This window comes from Olsenella absiana, assembly GCF_036408855.1.
GTDB lineage: Bacteria > Actinomycetota > Coriobacteriia > Coriobacteriales > Atopobiaceae > Olsenella_K > Olsenella_K absiana.
Window position 1 is genome coordinate 1 of sequence record NZ_JAZGJQ010000010.1, and the last position, 14,224, is coordinate 14,224.

General features: G+C 61.8%; 21 protein-coding genes. 13 read left to right on the forward strand and 8 right to left on the reverse strand.

Annotation, left to right across the window (positions count from 1 at the left end):
* Positions 1 to 306: 306 nt before the first annotated feature.
* A complete protein-coding gene (locus tag VXJ25_RS08015; protein ID WP_330958688.1) occupies positions 307 to 1,086 on the reverse strand; it encodes a DUF4230 domain-containing protein in 780 nt (259 codons plus the stop codon).
* Between the two features lie 890 nt (positions 1,087 to 1,976).
* On the opposite strand from VXJ25_RS08015, the gene VXJ25_RS08020 reads away from it, so the two are divergent.
* The 5 genes from VXJ25_RS08020 to VXJ25_RS08040 all read left to right on the forward strand — a co-directional run bounded on the left by VXJ25_RS08020 (position 1,977) and on the right by VXJ25_RS08040 (position 3,605).
* Complete coding sequence (locus VXJ25_RS08020; RefSeq protein WP_330958689.1) at positions 1,977 to 2,237, forward strand: hypothetical protein; 261 nt, start codon at positions 1,977 to 1,979, stop codon at positions 2,235 to 2,237.
* A gap of 107 nt (positions 2,238 to 2,344) precedes the next feature.
* Positions 2,345 to 2,629 carry a hypothetical protein gene (locus tag VXJ25_RS08025; protein ID WP_330958690.1) on the forward strand — a complete coding sequence of 95 codons (285 nt, stop codon included), beginning with the start codon at positions 2,345 to 2,347 and terminating at the stop codon, positions 2,627 to 2,629.
* A 237-nt stretch (positions 2,630 to 2,866) separates the two neighbouring features.
* The gene (locus VXJ25_RS08030; RefSeq protein ID WP_330958691.1) at positions 2,867 to 3,160 is read left to right on the forward strand and encodes a hypothetical protein; all 294 of its coding nucleotides are present in this window, start codon (positions 2,867 to 2,869) and stop codon (positions 3,158 to 3,160) included.
* Between the two features lie 66 nt (positions 3,161 to 3,226).
* Positions 3,227 to 3,466 carry a hypothetical protein gene (locus VXJ25_RS08035; protein ID WP_330958692.1) on the forward strand — a complete coding sequence of 80 codons (240 nt, stop codon included), beginning with the start codon at positions 3,227 to 3,229 and terminating at the stop codon, positions 3,464 to 3,466.
* Between the two features lie 10 nt (positions 3,467 to 3,476).
* A complete protein-coding gene (locus VXJ25_RS08040) occupies positions 3,477 to 3,605 on the forward strand; it encodes a hypothetical protein (RefSeq protein WP_330958693.1) in 129 nt (42 codons plus the stop codon).
* Positions 3,606 to 3,625: 20 nt separating this feature from the next.
* Here VXJ25_RS08040 and VXJ25_RS08045 read toward each other — a convergent pair whose 3' ends face one another.
* The gene (locus VXJ25_RS08045; RefSeq protein WP_330958694.1) at positions 3,626 to 3,808 is read right to left on the reverse strand and encodes a hypothetical protein; all 183 of its coding nucleotides are present in this window, start codon (positions 3,806 to 3,808) and stop codon (positions 3,626 to 3,628) included.
* Positions 3,809 to 4,276: 468 nt separating this feature from the next.
* Here VXJ25_RS08045 and VXJ25_RS08050 point away from each other — a divergent pair, with 468 nt between their 5' ends.
* The 5 genes from VXJ25_RS08050 (at position 4,277) to VXJ25_RS08070 (ending at position 6,666) form a co-directional block, all read left to right on the forward strand.
* The gene (locus VXJ25_RS08050) at positions 4,277 to 4,870 is read left to right on the forward strand and encodes a sugar O-acetyltransferase (RefSeq protein WP_330958695.1); all 594 of its coding nucleotides are present in this window, start codon (positions 4,277 to 4,279) and stop codon (positions 4,868 to 4,870) included.
* A 118-nt stretch (positions 4,871 to 4,988) separates the two neighbouring features.
* Positions 4,989 to 5,264, forward strand: coding sequence for a hypothetical protein (locus VXJ25_RS08055; protein WP_330958696.1), 276 nt, complete (start codon positions 4,989 to 4,991; stop codon positions 5,262 to 5,264).
* 268 nt (positions 5,265 to 5,532) lie between these two features.
* Entirely contained in the window at positions 5,533 to 5,826 is a 294-nt protein-coding gene (locus VXJ25_RS08060) for a hypothetical protein (RefSeq protein ID WP_330958697.1), read from the forward strand.
* 193 nt (positions 5,827 to 6,019) lie between these two features.
* The gene (locus VXJ25_RS08065) at positions 6,020 to 6,310 is read left to right on the forward strand and encodes a hypothetical protein (protein WP_330958698.1); all 291 of its coding nucleotides are present in this window, start codon (positions 6,020 to 6,022) and stop codon (positions 6,308 to 6,310) included.
* Between the two features lie 59 nt (positions 6,311 to 6,369).
* Positions 6,370 to 6,666, forward strand: a complete 297-nt coding sequence (locus tag VXJ25_RS08070; protein WP_330958699.1) for a hypothetical protein — start codon at positions 6,370 to 6,372, stop codon at positions 6,664 to 6,666.
* 309 nt (positions 6,667 to 6,975) lie between these two features.
* Here VXJ25_RS08070 and VXJ25_RS08075 read toward each other — a convergent pair whose 3' ends face one another.
* The 5 genes from VXJ25_RS08075 to VXJ25_RS08095 all read right to left on the reverse strand — a co-directional run bounded on the left by VXJ25_RS08075 (position 6,976) and on the right by VXJ25_RS08095 (position 9,915).
* Entirely contained in the window at positions 6,976 to 8,112 is a 1,137-nt protein-coding gene (locus VXJ25_RS08075) for an IS3 family transposase (RefSeq protein WP_330958700.1), read from the reverse strand.
* Between the two features lie 40 nt (positions 8,113 to 8,152).
* Positions 8,153 to 8,392, reverse strand: a complete 240-nt coding sequence (locus VXJ25_RS08080; protein WP_330958701.1) for a hypothetical protein — start codon at positions 8,390 to 8,392, stop codon at positions 8,153 to 8,155.
* Between the two features lie 298 nt (positions 8,393 to 8,690).
* A complete protein-coding gene (locus tag VXJ25_RS08085) occupies positions 8,691 to 8,867 on the reverse strand; it encodes a hypothetical protein (RefSeq protein ID WP_330958702.1) in 177 nt (58 codons plus the stop codon).
* A gap of 334 nt (positions 8,868 to 9,201) precedes the next feature.
* Positions 9,202 to 9,477 carry a hypothetical protein gene (locus VXJ25_RS08090; RefSeq protein WP_304199048.1) on the reverse strand — a complete coding sequence of 92 codons (276 nt, stop codon included), beginning with the start codon at positions 9,475 to 9,477 and terminating at the stop codon, positions 9,202 to 9,204.
* A gap of 111 nt (positions 9,478 to 9,588) precedes the next feature.
* Positions 9,589 to 9,915 carry a hypothetical protein gene (locus VXJ25_RS08095; RefSeq protein WP_330958703.1) on the reverse strand — a complete coding sequence of 109 codons (327 nt, stop codon included), beginning with the start codon at positions 9,913 to 9,915 and terminating at the stop codon, positions 9,589 to 9,591.
* A gap of 205 nt (positions 9,916 to 10,120) precedes the next feature.
* On the opposite strand from VXJ25_RS08095, the gene VXJ25_RS08100 reads away from it, so the two are divergent.
* From VXJ25_RS08100 to VXJ25_RS08110, 3 genes are all read left to right on the forward strand, one after another.
* Positions 10,121 to 10,639, forward strand: a complete 519-nt coding sequence (locus VXJ25_RS08100; protein ID WP_330958704.1) for a helix-turn-helix domain-containing protein — start codon at positions 10,121 to 10,123, stop codon at positions 10,637 to 10,639.
* Between the two features lie 102 nt (positions 10,640 to 10,741).
* Positions 10,742 to 11,500, forward strand: coding sequence for a hypothetical protein (locus VXJ25_RS08105; RefSeq protein ID WP_330958705.1), 759 nt, complete (start codon positions 10,742 to 10,744; stop codon positions 11,498 to 11,500).
* Between the two features lie 1,222 nt (positions 11,501 to 12,722).
* Positions 12,723 to 13,160 (forward strand): CRISPR-associated endonuclease Cas1, encoded by a 438-nt coding sequence (locus tag VXJ25_RS08110; protein WP_330958706.1) that lies wholly within the window; start codon positions 12,723 to 12,725, stop codon positions 13,158 to 13,160.
* Between the two features lie 10 nt (positions 13,161 to 13,170).
* Here the strand turns inward: VXJ25_RS08110 and VXJ25_RS08115 are convergent, their stop codons facing one another.
* Positions 13,171 to 13,956 (reverse strand): 2'-5' RNA ligase family protein, encoded by a 786-nt coding sequence (locus tag VXJ25_RS08115; RefSeq protein ID WP_330958707.1) that lies wholly within the window; start codon positions 13,954 to 13,956, stop codon positions 13,171 to 13,173.
* Positions 13,957 to 14,224 lie beyond the last annotated feature (268 nt).

Sequence of the window (14,224 nt, forward strand, 5' to 3'; positions counted from 1 at the left end):
CCTCGACATGTCGTTGCTGGACCACTGGGACGAGAGGAGCGTTAGCACGGACTAGGAAGCCGCAAGCAAGTCCTGCCGACATAGGGGGTCAGAAGACATTTGCGAAAGATACTTGACGGAACCAGAACAATGAGTTTTTCTTGGATCGGTAGTGATTAATATCCTCTCGGAGGATTCGCCTTCCGCCTTCTCAATTGGGAACTCCTGTAACAAGTGGAGCCCTCTGACTATCGGCCGCTCAAAAGAAAAAAAGCTCATCTTCGATTCTCGAAGATGAGCTTGTGCCGCTCGTGATGCATTTACTTTCTACTGCTCTTTGCCTACGGCACCGCCATCCCAAACGACGTTGACTGTGTACTTGTCGCCACACGCGCTGTAGAAGACAGACCGGAGGTTCTTCTCTGCGCTCTCCTTGGCATCATCGATGAGACCCTGACTCATAGCCTCCTCTTTGCCCTTCGCCTTGCACTCCGCCTCGAAGGCGATTGTGTCGGCCGTGCTCAGCTGGTTGATGACGCTCTCGTGCTCCGTACCCTCAAGTGGGCCGCTCTCTTTGAGGTCAGCGTCGTTCCCGAATGTCTCAGGCTCGGGAAGGTGGATGGTTAACGTCTTGCCTTCCTCGTTAACGGGGTCCATCGTCGCTTTACTCATATCGACACCTGCTTCAATTGTGCCGACGAACTTCATCCAGTAGCCGCTCTCCGAGAACGGGATGTCGAATAGGTCGAAGAACCGGCTTCTCTTCGTCATCCTCTCAACTACGCAGTACGGCATCTCGACGCTGATCATCTTGTCGGCCTCCTTGGCCCTTTCGAAGATAACGGTCGGATTGTCGTAAGCTTTGGTGGTCACGATGGCAGGGGTGGCCTTTTTTGTATCGTCTATGGCAAAAAGCTTGGGAACGACGAATCTCCCTAGGATGGTCCCCACGATAAGAGCGACTGCTGCTACTCCAATCAAACTCCAGATGCTATAGCGCTTGCGTGGGTTCTTCTTCCGATTCTTCCCCAACCCCCTGAGCGTATGCCCGCCTGTGCTTTCAAAGGTCGATTTATCGAGTTTTTCGTCATTGTCTATGCTAAACATAGCGTCTCCCAGACACATATTTCACAGATTCTCTAAATACTAACATCAGTCGTGTCTAACGAATGCAGTCGAAGTTGAATGGCGGAACGAAAACGTCCCACCATTCAACCGGGACGTCGACCCCCGCGGCATCGAGCGTGCGAGTGACAAGATGCCAGACGCCGTGGTTCTCTAGGAGCCTGAGGAACTCGCGCCCCTCGTCCGTGATGATGGCCTCGCCACCGAGGCAGCGCCCATCTCCGTCCTGGAACCTGATTCCGTTGTCGAGCAGGCCGTCGCGGCCTGTTTGCGCCGGCCGGGCGTCTGCGTCGATGTTCTGGCAGGGGTAACGGGCGCGAAAAAAGGGCCGCCCCGATGGGCGACCCTTCAAAGAAGATGTGCGTGCTTGGTGTGATGGAATCCAATCTATAGATTTAGTTACTTCTCGTTTTCAGATGACTTGTCGAGATCAGCTCGCCTGGATAGTCCGCTCTCCTTCAACCATTCCTCGAAACTAGCCTTCGCCGAATCGCGCCACTCCTTCTCTTCCCCCGAGTGCTTTCGTGGCTTCCCGGCGTCGGTGGAGACTGCGAATAAGGAGTCGTCGGCAATGCATGGTACGTTCGTCAAAGCTTCTCCACCTTGAACCATCGCTCAGCCTCGTTTTCTTCGTAAAGCATGTCCATCGCCGTTGAATGGCGGAACGAAAACGTCCCACCATTCAACTTGGCTTGGCCAGTTTAACGACATGTGTTTGTTCGATTGCATGGGTGATGCCATTGCGATAGTAAATGCTAATGCAAAGACGGTCGTGTCAGTCTTTAGATTCGAGAGGGGGAGGAATGAGCAGCTTACTGCCACCTGGGATTCGGTCCACAAGTGACCTCACGTACAAAGATGTCTTGCGTTCGGTGAAGCTGATGAACCAGTTCTGCGAGAACAATGGCGCTCGATTCTTCTTCGATACATCGGACTGTGATGTCTACGTCATTGGCCACAGGCGTCTGAACGACCTGTACGGGTGGATTGTCCCAAATGGCGAGGCTGACGATTTCGAAGCGGGCTGGAAAGCGATGGCGGACCGGGTTGACGGTGAGTATGGCGCGCAATGGTACCATGCAATCGTCTGGGATGATCGTGACGGCGCCGCCGTTCCTGTCATTGTCGGATGACGGAGGAGACTCCTCGACATATGGACGCACGTCCTGGCGGACGACTCTAAGCTGAGTGGCGGAACGAAAACGTCCCACCATTCAACGGAGGGGGCGGAAAAATGAGGATGCGCAGGCTCTATAGCGGAACGATCGTGTTCGAGGTCCCCTACGAGGGGAGGTGGTACGCCATCGACTCGCTTTCGGTATGCCCAGCGATGTACGAAGGATCGGGCATCCCCCAGGTAGTCGTCGACCGCGCCATCTCCGCGATTGACAGAGCGTACGGCAGCCTGGGGCAGGCGCCGGCGGACTCAGAGCTCCGCTCCATCGGCGAGAGCGCCCTCAAGGAGGAGTTCGGCGACGCCAGATTCGTGAGCGACACCTACCCTTACGGCGCAGTGATTGGCTGATCGAGGAGATGGCGAAGAGGTACGTCTCGAGCTTCATACCGAGGATCCCCTAGACGCATCGGACACAGGTTGAATGGCGGAACGAAAACGTTCCGCCATTCAGCTTTGAACATCCTGAAGCCCGAGTCGAAATGGAAGAGCACGCATATGGCCTGGAGATAGAGAGGGCCGAGTCCGATGGGTATACCGACCTTGCAATGAGGTTGCGAAAGCTACTCGACGAGGAGGTGTCGCGGATTGAGCGAGAGAGCCATTGATATCGCCGAGACTAGGGAGAAGCTAGGATCGCAAAATCCTGGGACCCGAGCCACGGGGATACTGGAGCTCGTGAGGCGCGGCATTGACGACCCCACCCTCGTAGAGCCGCTCACGACGGACCCTGAACCATTCATGTTCGGGATGCCGGTCCTTGTCATGGCCAACGCATATATGCAATTGATCGGCAGGGCGACGTATGAAGGGCTTTACGCAGGCATGGTTGATGCCGCTGCCGAAGATTTGCGGAAAGAATGGCATGCCTATGAACGGTAACGCCGTGCGCGGCGCCTGCAGGTTAGCCGGCCCGGCGTCTGCCGTCGTGCTCGGTGTTGACGTGAAGTGCTGAATGGCGGAACGAAAACGTCCCACCATTCAACAAACCACGGAGGTGGTGGGCACTTCTTCAGCGCGAGGCGCGAGGGCGATAAAATCGTCTACGAGGACCCACAGGCTGGGATCGTCCGAGACATTGACGGAACGCTCGAGAAATGCTCGCCTCTCTATGGTGATACCTGGATCATGGGGGTAGACGACAGGAAGCTCATGGACCTGGTGAAGAAGGCCGTCGAGAATGCGTAGCCCCAAGGAAATGAGCGACGAAGAGCTCAGGAGCCTCATCGCCGAAAAAAATGGGGACAAGTGGGACGCGAGCAGCGTCGACGCACAAGACCCGATGGTTGCCGAACTATTCGACAGGCTTGCGAGAGGAATAGACTAGCTGCATGAGCGACTTCCACACTATAGCCCGCAGCTGAATGGCGGAACGAAAACGTCCCACCATTCAACCTGGAGCTCGTCGTAGGCCCTGGCCTTGTCGGCGTTCTCCTTGGAGCGCACCTCCCACTTTCGGGCCATCGCCTTCCAGTCGGTGGTGTCGGAGCCTTCCTCCTCCGGCTTGCCATTCTCCTGCTCGTCTGCCATCTGTGGCTCCTCTCCCCGCCCGTGCGGGCAGGGTCTTGGGCCGTGCGGCCCATGTATGTGGCAGGAGGCCCCGTGCGGGGCTTCCGTGCTTCCAATGGCTTTCCGCCGAGGGCTCGGACTTCGATTGCATGGGCCAGAGCCATGCGTTCTTCCGTTGAACTAGCGGGAAATGTGGTATAAGGATCTGAGCCTGAAAGGGACCCCCCATTCGTGGAGGGCAAGCCATTCAGGCTCAATTCCTTGAGTAGTGTGTGATTTCTTCGTGGTTGACCACGTAGGCATCGGTGGTTGAAGGGCGGGACGAAAGCGGTCCGCCCTTCAACCTCACCATTCAAATCTCCACATTCGCCCTCGAGTCGCAGGGTCTCATCGACAGAGGGTCCTATGGTGTGGCAGGGCTCTATATGGGCATATCTCTCGTAGCAGGCGTGCTTGCAGTCATCGCAGGAGAAAGGCTGGTGGCATAGCATGGAGAAGAAGAGCGCAAGGGAGCTCATGGCAGAAGGCGTCTGGTACGACGCAGGAGGAGACGAGGAGCTCGCCGAGCTCCGCGAGCGTGCGCAGGACATGGCATATGAGTTCAACCAGGCACGTCCTTCCGACCTTCCCCGGCAGAAGGAGCTTCTGGAAGACTTGCTGGGCTCAGTAGGTGCCGATGTAGAGCTCTGGGCACCGCTTCAGGTGGACTATGGCTACAACGTGCATATCGGCGACCATACGTTCGTGAACCATGGCGCCTACTTCATGGATGGCGCAAAGATAACGATAGGGGAGCACTGCTTCATCGGTCCTGACTTCGGTGCCTATACGGCGCAGCATCCGCTCGTGGCAGAGGAGCGGAACACATTTGCCGAGCGTGCGCTTCCAATTGAGGTCGGAGACAACGTCTGGATCGGTGCCCGCGTCTCCCTTATGCCCGGCGTCCATATCGGCGAGGGCGCCGTCATCGCTGCCGGCGCCGTCGTCACGAAGGACATTCCGCCCCATGTGCTTGCTGCAGGCGTGCCTGCGAGGGTCGTTCGTCCCATCACGGACGAAGACCGTATTAAGCGCGGGCACTAGCCTCACTCGTTTCCCCAGACTCGTCTCCTGTGCCGTCTGGCACGTCTCAGTTGAAGGGCGGGAAGAAAACGGTCCGCCCTTCAACCATTGTGCCTTCAAAACCGTCGAAGGGGGTCTAATGATGATTCGGACTACCGACTATGAAAGGGCTGCGGATATATCATTCTTCGCGAGGAACGGCGTGTTTGGGTTGAACGATGGGTCTGTCATCAAGGGGCCTATCAGCAACGTAGAGAGCGAATACGATGACCCGAATGGGATTGGGTGCATAGACGTCATCGTTGATGAGGATAGGGGAGTACTTGACTGCGTCTATCCGAACACGTTCGCATGGGCGGAGTTCGACGGCTTGGAGACCAATGACCTGCCTGAGCGTCTGCGCAACGGCGAATGAGCACCAGAGTGGTCCGGATACGGAATCGAGGCGCCCTGCGGGGCGCCTTCTCGTATAAGGAGGGATGTGGCATGTGACGCGTCGCAAGGCATGTTTGCCATGCTTTCGTTGAATGTCGGAACGAAAACGTCCCACCATTCAACGACAGACTGGGCGTAAGGGTGTCGGCGCCGAACGGGATTCTATATGTCGACGCAGATGGGTCTGTAAGCGTCGGAGACAAGGGGCGCGGAAAGTTCATACTGTTCGAGCCAAGGAGCACTAGAAAATGATCTACGCAAACGATGCCGATTACCACGACGGGGACCATCCCATGCTGCACGTGCCACGCAAGGACAAGATGGCAATCTTGAACGCGATGAAGTCCTGCGAGCCAATAGCAATGGCTGCGGGGTACATCACCGACTACTCGACGGGGTCAATCGTAACAACGGTCGTCGGAGCTCTCTACGAGAAGAATGGCGTACGTTGGTCAAGGGAAGAGGCCTGGAACCTCGAGCACAACGACATGGAGGTATCCGACGAGTTCGCAGACGCGCTTCTCGGGAGAAGCAGGCGATAGTCTGGCTGACTGGTGGAACGAAAACGTCCCGCCATTCAACCTCGTACTACGCGTACAAGGACTACCACGGAAGCGCCTACGAGACGTCCTCCATGGGCATACAGTTTCTATACGCCGACCCGGTCGGACTGAAGGAGCGCCACCCCAAGCTGTTCGCGTTCGCGATAAGGCAGCTCCTGGAGGGGGTGGGGCCATGAGCATGCGCAGGCTCTACAGCGGAACGATCGTTTTCGAGGTCCCCTACGAGGGGAATCACTACCTCATCGACTCGCAGTGCGGTGACCCCGCAATGTACGACGGGTCAGGTGTCCCACGCGCCGTCGTGGACCGCGCAATTTCGGCGGTCGAGAGCGCCTACGTGAGACTTGGGCGCACACCGGAGGACTCTGAGATTCGCTCAATAGACGAGAGCGCCCTCAAGGAGGAGTTCGGCGACGCCAGATTCGTGAGCGACACCTACCCATACGGCGTAGTGATAGGGTGATCGAGGCTGAAGGGCGGAACTAAAACGTCCCACCATTCAACCCAAGGAGGTGCGTTACATTGAGAAAAACTACGGGAATTCCCAATGACATCGCTGCATCCTTGAGATCAAGCAACCCCGTTAGCAGGGGCACCGCAATATTCAAACTTGCATCAGGCGGTTACTCTGCTCCAGAGCTCGTCCGTCCACTGGTGAACGACAATGCGCCGTTTATGTTTGGGACCCCGGTCCTTGCCGTCGCGAATGCTTACATGAAGGTGACGCTCGGCGCGAAGTATGAAGGGCCACTCAAACTGTCGGTAAACGCAATCGCACAAGAGCTGACCGACGAGTGGGGCAAGGGGACATTGCTGTAGGGAGGGTATGGTTGCGCAACTACGACACTATGCGGGCCGTGCTCGCAACCGTCGCGAAAAGCAGTGTGGCCCTGCAAGTACGTTGACCTCTGGTCGGCTGAATGGCGGAACGAAAACGTCCCACCATTCAACCTGAGAGACTGGATGAGGCGGCATAGATAGGGGCTCGCATGTTTACGGAAGATGGGCTTGCGGAATACGAGAAGGTGGCTAAGTGGGTCGGCGATGGCAGCTATCAGCTGAGCCCAAATTTCGTGCCTACCGAGGATACGCCGCAGGAAGCTAGGGACCCCGGACGTTTTTCCGGACCTAGGCCGCCAGCGTGTAGCCGTAGCCCAGGTCCCTCCTGTACTCCGCCGTCGTCCTCCAGCCGAGCGACTTCTTCGGCTTCGCGTCTCGGTACCACTCGATGTAGGCGTCGAGCCTCTCCCTGAACTCCTCGAAGGTGACGCCCGTCCAGTCCTCCCCCTCGAAGAAGTCGCTCTTGAGCGTCCCGAAGAAGCCCTCGCACCTCGCGTTGTCGGGGCTCCTGGCCTTTCGGGACATCGAGCGGGTGACGTTGCCCGACGCGCACGCGCCCGCCCAGTCGTCGCTCATGTAGACGGCGCCGCCGTCCGTGTGGATGACGAGCGGGCGCGCCTCGGTCGGCCGCACGGCGGCCACCAGGCCCTCGAGCATGCCGACCGCGAGCTCCTTGTCCGGGTGGAGGGCTACCCCCCAGCACACCGGCCTGCCGTCGAAGCAGTCGATCGCCGGCGACAGGTACGCCTTGAAGCCGTCGAGGGCGAACTCGGTGACGTCGGTGACGCAGAGGAGGCCGGGCTCGCCGGCGCGGAAGTCGTGGGTCCCGTCCTCGCGGAGGGGCAGGTTGGCGGGCTTGGGGCCGCGCTCGCCGCGGTAGCTGCTGTACTTGGACCGCCTCCGCATCTGGGCCGTCTTGCGGGCCACGAGGCCCTCCTCGGCCATGATGGCGCGCACCACCTTCTCGGAGACGATGACCGGCGTCCTCTCGTCGCCCTCCTCGAGGTCCCTCCACCCGACGGGCTCGCCCTCGCCCCGCCTGAGGTCGGCCCACACGCTCTCGGCGCCGAAGGTGCCGCCGGAGGACTCGAAGGAGGCGCGCACCCGCGCCCTGAGGGCCGCCTTGGGGTCGGGCCGCCCGACGGCCGCCGCCTGGTCGAGGTAGGTGCTCTTGGGTATGGAGAGCGTCTCAGTCACGTCGGCGAGCCTCACCCCCCGGCCCTGGGCCCTTGCCGCCTCGCCCGCGAGGTACTTCTCCCTGTTGGTCAAAGAGCCAGGGCCTGGTGCTTTTAGGACGTCCAACACCGCCAGGGCCTCGGCGAGCTTGACCTCGGCCATCCTCGCCCTCTCCGCCGGGTCCCCCGGCAGCTCGGCGCCCCAGTCGCGCCACGTGGTCTGCTCCTCGCGCCCCTCTTCGTCGGCCAAGGCGGGCTCCCGTCTCTCCTCTCCGGCAACTGCCTCGAGGCTACCACCTCCGCGCCCCCCCGCGCCCGGCGCGGTCCCCCCACTTGTGGGAGCAGTGCATCCTGGAGGGCCTGTCGGGCATCTCGCGAGCGACGTAGACGCCCTGCGCCTCCAGCCGGAGCCACCGCCTCAGGACGTCCCTCGTGGGGAACATCGGCAGGGCCTCGCAGGCGCGCTTGGCGTTCATGCCGCTCTGGTGGAACTCCCAGAGGATCCCCTCGCGCTCTTCCTTGGTGTACATCCCGGACTCCCTCCCCGGACGTCAGGTCCGAGTTTTTGTCCGGGGTCCCCTATCGACTATTACAAGTACATGATGAGTGATCTCGTTGATTTCGATTCGGAAGATTTTAGGTGGCCTACTGGTATCGGGATGAATCTATAGGCCGCACGTTCACTGTGCTTGTTAGCCACCATTCTAGGCGGCCTATCTTGTGAAATAACGTTCAAGCCCATCGGAGACGGTGGGCCTTTCTCATGCCGCGAGGAGGTGCACGCATGCCGAATCTCAGCTGAATGGCGGAACGAAAACGTCCCACCATTCAACCGCCGAGCACGGCCTTCGCGTCCTTGGCGTTGACGCACCCCGCGGCCGCGAGCGATGCGGTCAGCCTCTCGTCGGCGAGCCTGTCCTGCATGGCCTTGAGGTCGGCCTCGAGCTTCGCCACGCGGTCTCCGTCCCCGGCCTTGCCGTCGAGCTGCGCCTTGAGGTCTGCCACCTTGGCCTCCACTCGTGGCCCTCGCGCCCGTACTTGGCATTGGAGATGCCCTTCTGGCCGTGGCTGTCCCTGATGGCCTCGCCGTCGCCGCCCTCGGGCTTCTCCTTTGGCCCCTTGCCCTCGGGCTTCTCCTCGGGCTCGGTCTTGGGCTCCTGCTCGTCTGCCATGTGCCTCTCCAATCCACGTGTTTGGTTGCGCGCTTCCCTGCGCGGGTGTGGCGGCCTGTTTGCGCTGGCCGGGCGTCTGCGTCGATGGTCTGGCAGGGGTAACGGGCATGAAAAGGGCCGTCCCTGGGGGACGGCCCGCTCCTGCCACGGCAGATTGTTTGTTGTGCCTATCGCTTGCCTCTTCCTAAGAGCGCGTCGGCGAACTCGTCGGACACCTCCATGTCGTTGTGCTCGAAGTTCCAGGCCTTCTCCCTGGACCAGCTGACTCCATCCTTCTCATAGAGGGCGCCTACTATATCGGTAAGCTCCCCCGTCGCGTAGTCTGTGATGTAACCGGCAGCAATGCCGATTGGCTCGACGTCGCTCATTGCAGCTAGAATCTCAGTCTTGTCTGCCCGTGGAACGTGAAGCCTCGGACTCTTCGACTCATTCATGTAGATCATTCCGCACTCCTCGGATGGAAACTGACGAAAGCGCCGCTACCATCATCGCCGACTCTCATGGAGCCGTCTTCAATAACGTAGTTGAAGGGCGGACCGTTTTCGTCCCGCCCTTCAATGTACAGCGCGATGACTTCGCGTGTCAGATGCTCCTGTTGAATGGCGGTCGGTTTTCGGACCGGGGTCAAACTCGAAGGCCTTGTGTTCCTCCTCGCACTTGGCCCTCATCCCGTCGGCGTCGCCCGCCTCCTGGGCCTTCGCGAGGTCCGCCTTCAGCTGTTCCACCTGCTTGCGGAGCGCCTCCGCGTCCTCCCCGCCCCTGCCCGCTTCCGCGACCTGCTGCTTCAGCGCGTCCATGGTCTCGGCGTGCGCCTCGATGATCTGGTCCGCCTTGTCATCCTCGAGTTGAATGGCGGTCGTTTTCGGACCGGGGTCAAACACAACGAGAAAACGCGCGAGGGACTAGCTTGCGCGATTCCTCGCGTGCACATCGAGTCACCATCTTCTTGCGCGGGGAGAGACGAAAAAACACCAGGTAGATGCTGCGACAGTTCTGCGGTCGGGTCGCGCGCCGCCGTGCAAGCTATGCTTTCTTGCGTAATGTCTTTGGCCGGATGAAGCTGGGGCTAGGAGGGGAGAGGAACTCATGAAATTTGGCGAGAGGGTCAAGGCCGTGCGCACCAGCGCGGGCCTCACGCAGGAGCAGTTCGCGTCGCGCCTTGGGGTGACGCGGCAGGCGGTCTCCAACTGGGAGAACGGCCGCAACCTGCCCGACATCGAGGTGGTCATCGCCTTGTCCAAGACGTTTGGAATCTCCCTTGACGAGCTCATTCTGGGAGGAGAAGACATGACACATGACTCAGGCGAGACGAACAGCATGGCCGACAAGCTCATCCGTGACGGCAGCGAGGGCAGATGGATGCGCATGAGCCTGGCGATGTCTGTCGTGGGCGCAGTGCTCATCGTGGTCGCGACCGTGCTTGCCGTGGTGGCCACAAACTCGGTGAGCTATGTGGATGCGAGCGGCGTGCTGCACGAGGACTTCTGGCTCGTGCCCGTGAGTTACGCATGCGCGGCGGCTGGCGTGCTGGTGCTGCTCGTGAACTTTGTCGCGCAGCTGCGGCGCCGGAAGCGCATGACGGGGTCGTACCGGCCGGCGAGATAACAGCGCCTGTGCGGTTAAATAGCGGTCGGTTTTCGGACCGGGGTCAAACGATGGAGCGGCTGGAGTGGTGGAGGGCACGGCATAGCTAGGGGGTTGATCGTTATGTCCTTGTTTAGGAGGATTCTCGAATCCATCGGAGATACCGACGTGGGCGCCGTCTGCTCCGCCGAATGGCAGACGGTTGAGGGAAGCCATGCGAGTGGCGGCGTCTACGTCTACGACGGGAAGCCGCTGCACGACATCTCCAGTGGGCAGGAGTTCTATGCCGAGGTGGTAACTCGGCCTGCCAAGCTCCGAAGCACGCTCACGGGAACGACGTGGAACACCAAGAGGGACGGCGGCGTTGCCCTGGCCGTTGACGGACGCGTGTTTGGTGCCACGAGGACATATGAGATTCCGTTCCGTAAGCTGGCGTCTGCGGGCGGACCGGTGAGGGTGAGGATGAGGAGGTCGGGTACCTACGCCAAGGGCATCCCCACGGTCGAGATGCTCCTGCCAGACTCAGTCGCGATGAGCATCGCTGGCGACCTAGGCTACCTTGTCCCCAACGAAGCGGATGTCGTGATCCTGTACATCCGGGAGTGGAGCGGGCCGAGGGTCGGCGACAATGCCGCGCGCCTTCCCGTCACGACGAGGACCGTGCCCACGCCAGCTGGGTCGTCGGCGAAGCCACACATCATCGTGTCGGCCGCCGGCACGGACGTGGCCGACATATCCGCGCGAAGCACGCGGTACAGGACGTTGTCGCGCCATGTCGGCGAACCTCCGCTCGATGCCTTCTGCCAGAGGCGCGAGAGCTCTGACGAGCAGGGCGCACACTACTGGAGGCTCGTGGTCATATGGGGCCCGTCCGGCCGATAATCCGGCGGGTCGATGACACGGGATGTGCCCAGTGGGCAGTCCACATACGAAAGCAGTCCCTGCATCCGCCAAGTTGAACGGCGGTCGGTTTTCGGATCGGGGTCAAACTATCTGCAGGGCGGCGCGGAAAGGCCGTGCCCCGCTGCTGGTCAGAGCGCGGAACGGGCGGCATCCCCGACCGCCCGCTCCAGACGGCGCCGCCGTCGCGCTGCCGTGGGAACGAGGGCATGGCAAAGCCCCGCCGAAGCGGGGCCTTGGTACAAGCTCCAACGCATGGCGAGCCCTTCATTCCGGCTTCCTCCATGCAGAGTGAAGGGGCCATGCGTGCGGCCCCTTTACTCGTTAGTCCTCGATAGCCTTTCGCATCCTCGCTATCTCAGCGTCTATCTCGGTTGAAGGGCGGACCGTTTTCGTCCCGCCCTTCAACGAAAACGTCCCACCATTCGACCCGTCCCGCTGCCCGCTCGGCGCACGCGCTTCCTGGGGCCCGCGGTGCAACCCCGCCCGCGCGCCCGTGCGTCTTTCGGACTTGTGGACGGGTCGGGGCCGCCCCGCCGCCTCCAGCCGCGCCCGCTGCCCGCCCGGCGCATGCGCTTCCTGGGGTCGCGCCCGTCCCGCAGCGCCCGGGGGCCTGCCCGCGGCGCCCCGGGGGCGCCCGGCCGCACGGGGGCCGTCCACAACTCAGAAGGATGCACGCCGCGACCCGCGTGGCTGCGCCGGGGCCGGGCGACCCGACCTCAATGGCAACGTATGCCTTGTTTCTGTTGTCCGCCGAACGGTGGGACGAAAACGCCCCACCATTCAACTTAAACCGTCCCTTCGTCCAACGGCTCTGCTTGTCAGCGTACACGCCAAGCTTAGTGGGCTGATTGAACTCGGTCCCGTCCATCTTCGCGTGGGACATCGTCGTGCCGCTCGGCGCCATGATGCGGCTTCGTGCCGGCCCCTCTCGCCATCCGCGTATATCACGTGGCGGCTCGAGCTCGCCAGGACTATCGGTATAACCATCTTGCTGGTGGTGACGGGAGGGGCGACGCCTTGGCCTTCAGGGTCGTGAGCATCGAGCATCCTGCGGAAATCCACGTTCATGCAGGCCAGCTCATCGTAGCGATGGATGAGGAGACAGTGACGATTCCCATCGAGGACATCCTGATGCTCATTGCAGACGCGCCAAACGTGAGGCTCTCCACCATGTGTCTAAGCATGCGCGGAGCATCGCGTGATGTTTGTGACGATGGGGAGGAACCACTTGCCCTCCTCGCTGACGATCCCTACGGTGTCGAACGCTCGCCAGGCAAGGGTGGCGATTGCCCAAGCGTGCCTGGAGAAGGACCTGGCGGACCGGTTGTGGTCGCGCGTCGTCGTGCGGAAGATGCTGAACCAGGCGGACGCGCTCGAAGCCTTGGGCGTCGAGGGCGCCATGGTAGTGCGGTCATTTGCGAGCCAGGTGGAGGTCGGAAACCCACCAATAGGGAGGGAGCTGCGGCGCACTGCTGTCGCCAGCCGCTGCATGAGGGAACTGCGCAAGGGTATCCCAACCACGGGTTCCATCTGCGTTTTCTGCACGACGGAGAGGCAGTACGAGAGGGTTGCGTACCTCGCCGGGGGGCGCGGTGCCCAGGAGGACCTCGTGGGCGTCAGGTCGATGGTCGACCTCTGACGAGCGCCGGCTAGCGCCGATCCCTCAGCGGCTCGGTCGCGATGGCGTCGTAGGCGAGCGGGCCGCGCGGGGCCGGGTGGTGGCTCCACATCAGGCTGACGGAAGTGACCCGCATCGTGGGGAAGGCCTCGGGCCCGAGCGCCGACAGCCCGGCGTTCGTCGTCGCGAGCAGGGAATCCAGCGGGTCGTCGCAGCCTGCGGAGGCGCCAGCCACGCGCGACTGGCGGAACAGCGTCAGGTGCGGCGCGTAGGGGGCGGCGACGTCGACCCGCGACCCGAGCGTCGGCTGTCGGGCCAGTGCGGCGAGAAGGTCGCGCTGCAGCGCGCGAAGCGCGGAGCCACCTGGCGAGCCGGCGGCCTCTGGCGAGCCGGCACCCTCCGGCGAGCCGGCGGCCTCTCGCGAGCCAGCGTCCTTCTCGGCATGGACGCCGCGCCACAGGATGGCGCCCCTGCGCTTTGCGAACGCGCCCACGCCCCCGAGCGTCAGGTCGAACGGGGTGTGCCGCCCGACTGCGTCGAGAAGTGCCTCTCGGGCCTCGCGTTCTTCTCCGTGGCTGCATGGACCGAGGAACTCGAGCGTAAGGTGGAAGTTAGTGGGGGCGGTGCGACTCGCCTTGCGTAGCTGCGGCGCGATGGCCTCCTGTGTCCTGAGGAGCTCGGCGCTCCAGGCGGGGTCGGGGAGGATCGCGACGAACAGGCGCCTCAGGGGAGTGGCGTCATCGGTCGCGGTGGTCGCGGAGGTCGCCGACGCAGGCGCGATCGACGCAGGTGCGACCGACGCAGGTTCGACTACCATCAGGAACCCCTTTCGAGACGTTGCCGGGCTCGCGGCCCCGGAGCACAGTTGCGCCGGCGCTATTCGACGACGTAGCCCGCCGCCTCGAGCGCCCGGCCGGTACCTAAGGGAGAACATTATGCCGCTTGGCGCCCGGGGTGGGACTCACGGGGGCTCCGGTTTCGCGGCGCAACTCTCACGACGGGATGGTGCATCTCCGGGAGTTGTGAACGGATTTCGACGCCCAGCGTCGACGGAGTGGAGAGCCGAGGTCGGCAGGGTGCGGCGG